Source organism: Microbacterium sp. B24, assembly GCF_000333415.1.
In the GTDB taxonomy this organism is placed as follows: domain Bacteria; phylum Actinomycetota; class Actinomycetes; order Actinomycetales; family Microbacteriaceae; genus Microbacterium.
The window spans coordinates 1-4,226 of sequence record NZ_BADB01000269.1 but is presented as its reverse complement, the minus strand read 5'-3'; the positions used below and the strand labels follow the sequence as shown (position 1 = coordinate 4,226).

Sequence of the window (4,226 nt, the reverse complement as noted above, 5' to 3'; positions counted from 1 at the left end):
GGCCGGCAGCTCGATGTAGAGCGGGTTGCCGTGTTGAGGGCGATCTGCACTTGCTGTTCTCCNAGCAGGAAGTTCGCGGCATCGCCGACCGTGCGGGCGCCGACCGTGATCTGGTCGTAGTCGGCCACGTCCATGAAGACGAAGCCCTCGCCGTCGTTGTAGAGGTAGGTGAAGTCACGGCGGTCGACGTTCTCGATCTCGACCTTGGCGCCCGCGTTGAACGTCTTGTCGACAACCTTGCCGGTCATGACGTTCTTCAGCTTGGTGCGCACGAACGCACCGCCCTTGCCGGGCTTGACGTGCTGGAACTCCACGACGCTCCAGAGCTGTCCGTCGATGCTGAGGACGACGCCGTTCTTGATGTCTGCGGTCGATGCCATGAGTGTGGAGTTTCCGTTCGTGAGTTCGAGGGGGCGCACGCGGTGGCGCGCGGCCGACAGTCGATCTTAGCCCACGGCCGCGCGGGCGTCCGGGGCTCAGCCTTCGGCGGCGCCGACGATGACATCGATCAGCAGCGCCGTGGCACGTGCGTAGCCGGCGACGCCCTCGCCGATCACGTGCACGACGGCGACGTCCGCCACGTACGAGTGGTGGCGGAAGCTCTCACGCTCGTACACGTTGGAGATGTGCACTTCGGCCACCGGCAGCGACACCCCCGACAGCGCATCGCGGAGCACGACGGAGGTGTGGGTGAGACCTCCCGGGTTGATCACGATCCCGGCGCAGGTGGTGCGCGCCTCGTGGATCGCGTCGATCAGCACACCCTCGTGATTGCTCTGGACCGCCTCGACGTCGAAGCCGCGCGCAGCCGCGGCATCCTGGACGATCCGCTCCACGTCGGCGAGGGTGTCGTGCCCGTAGACGTCGGGCTCGCGGATGCCGAGCAGGTTGAGGTTGGGGCCGTTCACCAGCAGGAGGCGTCGAGGGGTCGTCACGCGCTCACCCTACCGGCGCGCACCATCACGAGCTCGGGACCGATGACGCTCGTGAGCCTCTCCCCCGTCGCGACGAAGCCGACTTTGCGATAGGCGCCCTGGGCGCGGTGGTTCTCGGCGTGCACATCGAGCGTGAGCTCGTCGGCCCCACGATCCCGGGCCCACGCCCCGGCCACATCGATGAGGCGCCCGAGCAGTCCCGTGCCGCGCTGCGACGGCGCCACGTAGACGCCCACGATGTCTGCGCCCGCCTCGGTCACGGGGCGACCCAGATGATCGGCGGTGCCCGCCGCCCGGAGGAGGACGGTCACCGTGCCGACCCACCGCCCGTCGTCGTCGGCGATGAACTGAGCGGCCTCGTCGGACAGCGACGCGCCCGCGCCGCGCTCGCGCCAGAACGCCTCGTCGTGCGCACGCTCCTGTTCGACGGTGGACAGGAAAGCGATGGATGCCGCCGGATCGCCGACGGCCTCGATGCGGAGGTCGCGGATCTCCCGCCACTCCGCGGCCCGCACACGCCGGACGACCGGCTCCCTCACTCGGCGACCTCTTGATAGGCCGCGAACAGGAGGGACTCGTCCGGGGCCTGCAGAACGGTCGGCTTCGCGATGTCGTCGAGGACGATGAAGCGCAGCATCGCACCGCGCGTCTTCTTGTCGCGCTGCATGGTGGCCAGCAGCTGCTTCCACGCGCCCGCGCGGTACGACCTCGGCAGTCCGAGCAGTTCGAGGATGCGGCGGTGTCGCACGGCCGCGTCGTCGGACAGGCGGCCGGCGAGCCGCGACAGCTCCGCGGCGAAGAGCATGCCGATCGAGATCGCTGCGCCGTGGCGCCACTGATACCGCTCGGCGTGCTCGATCGCATGGCCGAGCGTGTGTCCATAGTTCAGCACTTCGCGTAGCCCGGCTTCGCGGAGGTCCTCGCCGACGACGCGCGCCTTCATGTCGATGGCCAACTCGATGCAACGGCGGAATGCCGGGGACTGCGGGTCGACGGCGGCATCGGGATCGGTCTCGATGATGTCGAGGATCTCCGGATACCAGATGAAGCCGGCCTTGACGACTTCGGCGAACCCGGCCACCCGCTCGTTGCGGCTGAGGGTGTCGAGCAGAGCGAGGTCGCAGATCACCGCGCGAGGCGGCCAGAACGCGCCGACGAGGTTCTTGCCCTCCGCCGTGTTGATGCCGGTCTTGCCGCCGACGGCGGCATCGACCATGCCGAGCACCGTCGTGGGCACCTGCACCACCGCGACGCCGCGCAGCCAGGTCGCCGCGACGAAGCCCGCCAGGTCGGTCACGGCTCCGCCGCCGAACCCGACGACGGCGTCGGTGCGCGTGAAGTCGGCCTGGCCCATGACCTGCCAGCAGAAGGCCGCCACCTCGACGCGCTTGCCCTGCTCGGCATCCGGAACCTCGGCGAGCAGAACCTGGCGATCCCCCGACCCGAGCAGCAGCTCGCGCAGCTCGGTCGCCTGCGCGGACAGTGTCGGCGGGTGCACGATGAGAACCTTCTGTGCGGCGGGAGGCAGAGCGTCGCCGACCATGCCGAGGATGCCTCGTCCGATCGTGATGTCGTAGGGCTGGTCCCCGGCGACGCCGATGACGGTGGTGTCGGTCATTCCTGTGCTCCTCGCGCCTGATCGTCACTGGGCAGCTCCGCCTCGATCCACGCCGCGAGGGCATCGACCGTGTCTTGCAGAGGACCGGCGGACGTGTCGAAGCTCACGTGTGCGAGCCGTTCGTAGAGGGGGCGGCGCGCAGCGTAGATCTCGTGCCAGCGCTCCACGGCGTCGCCCTCCTGCAGCAGGGGGCGCGCGCCGCCGCGGATGCGAGCCGCGACATTGTGCGGCGCGACGGTCAGCAGCACGACGCGGTGACCGGCGAGCGCGGTTTGAGTGCCGGGGTGCAGCACCGCTCCCCCGCCGAGTGCGACGATGCCGCCCGCCTGCAGAGCACCGGCCACGGCCCGGCGCTCCAGCTCGCGGAAGTGCTCCTCGCCGTGGGTGGCGAAGATGGTCTCGATCGGGCCGTGCTCACGAACGATCACGGCGTCGCTGTCGGTGAACGGCAGGCCGAGGCGTTTGGCCACGCGCTTGCCGACGCTCGTCTTCCCCGCCCCCATCGGGCCGATGAGGACGATCGCAGGGCTCGTCATCCGAGGGCGTCGTCGCTGTCCGAGGCCGTCTGCAGGGTCTCGGGGATCGCGGAGAGGTAGCTGCGGAGATTACGAGCCGTCTCGGCGACGCTGTCGCCGCCGAACTTCTCCAGCACCGCTTCGGCGAGCACGATCGCGACCATGGCCTCGGCCACCACGCCCGCGGCGGGCACGGCGCAGACGTCGGAGCGCTGATGGTGCGCGGTGGCGGCCTCGCCCGTCGTGACGTCGATGGTCCGAAGCGCGTGCGGCACGGTCGCGATCGGCTTCATGCCGGCGCGCACGCGCAGCACCGTCCCGGTGGACATTCCACCCTCGGTGCCGCCGGCCTTGTCGGAGGAGCGCGTGATGCCCTCGGATGCCGCGAACAGCTCGTCGTGAGCCGCCGAACCCCGTCGGCGTGTGGTCTCGAAGCCGTCGCCGACCTCCACGCCCTTGATGGCCTGGATGCTCATCAGTGCCTGTGCCAGCTTGCCGTCGAGGCGGCGGTCCCACTGCACATGGGAGCCCAGGCCGGGCGGAAGGCCGTAGGCGAGGACCTCGACGATGCCGCCCAGGGTGTCGCCGTCCTTCTTCGCGGCATCCACCTCGGCGACCATGGCCGCAGACGTCGCGGGATCGAAGCACCGCAGCGGATCGGCGTCGAGCGCGGCGACGTCGTCCGGAGTCGGAAGGGCAGCGCCTGCGGGCACGTGAACGGGGCCGATCGACAGCGTGTGGCTGACGAGGCGGATGCCGAGCTCACCGAGGAACGAGCGGGCGATCGCACCCAGAGCCACACGCGCCGCCGTCTCGCGGGCACTCGCACGCTCGAGAATCGGACGGGCCTCGTCGAAGCCGTACTTCTGCATACCCACCAGGTCGGCGTGGCCCGGGCGGGGTCGGGTGAGGGCAGCACCGCGCCCGCGCGACATCTCGGTCATCTCGACCGGTTCGGCGCTCATGACCTCGGTCCACTTGGGCCACTCGGTGTTGCCGATGCGCAGCGCGATCGGGCTTCCCATGCTGAGCCCATGCCGGACGCCGGCGGAGATGGTCAGTTCGTCCTCTTCGAACTTCATCCGCGAGCCGCGGCCGTAGCCGAGCTTGCGACGCGCGAGATCGGCTTGGACTCTAGAGGATCCCCGGTCCGAGCTC

5 protein-coding genes and 1 pseudogene are annotated in these 4,226 nt (G+C 69.9%); all 6 read right to left on the bottom strand.

Annotated elements, in window-relative coordinates:
* Nucleotides 1-380 (bottom strand): annotated as a pseudogene (locus I5I_RS07130) (elongation factor P); the annotation flags it as partial.
* Between the two features lie 96 nt (nt 381-476).
* Nucleotides 477-935, bottom strand: a complete 459-nt coding sequence (aroQ, locus tag I5I_RS07125; RefSeq protein ID WP_036318126.1) for a type II 3-dehydroquinate dehydratase — start codon at nt 933-935, stop codon at nt 477-479.
* Nucleotides 932-1,474: a GNAT family N-acetyltransferase gene (locus tag I5I_RS07120; protein ID WP_036318124.1), complete on the bottom strand. Its 543-nt coding sequence runs from the start codon at nt 1,472-1,474 to the stop codon at nt 932-934. The genes aroQ and I5I_RS07120 overlap by 4 nt, the downstream gene beginning before the upstream one ends.
* Nucleotides 1,471-2,553, bottom strand: coding sequence for a 3-dehydroquinate synthase (gene aroB, locus I5I_RS07115; protein ID WP_036318122.1), 1,083 nt, complete (start codon nt 2,551-2,553; stop codon nt 1,471-1,473). The genes I5I_RS07120 and aroB overlap by 4 nt, the downstream gene beginning before the upstream one ends.
* Nucleotides 2,550-3,089, bottom strand: coding sequence for a shikimate kinase (locus tag I5I_RS07110; protein ID WP_036318121.1), 540 nt, complete (start codon nt 3,087-3,089; stop codon nt 2,550-2,552). Before I5I_RS07110 ends, aroB begins: the two co-directional genes overlap by 4 nt.
* A partial coding sequence (gene aroC, locus I5I_RS07105) for a chorismate synthase (protein WP_036318128.1) occupies nt 3,086-4,226 on the bottom strand: 1,141 nt, incomplete at its 5' end. The genes I5I_RS07110 and aroC, both read right to left, overlap by 4 nt.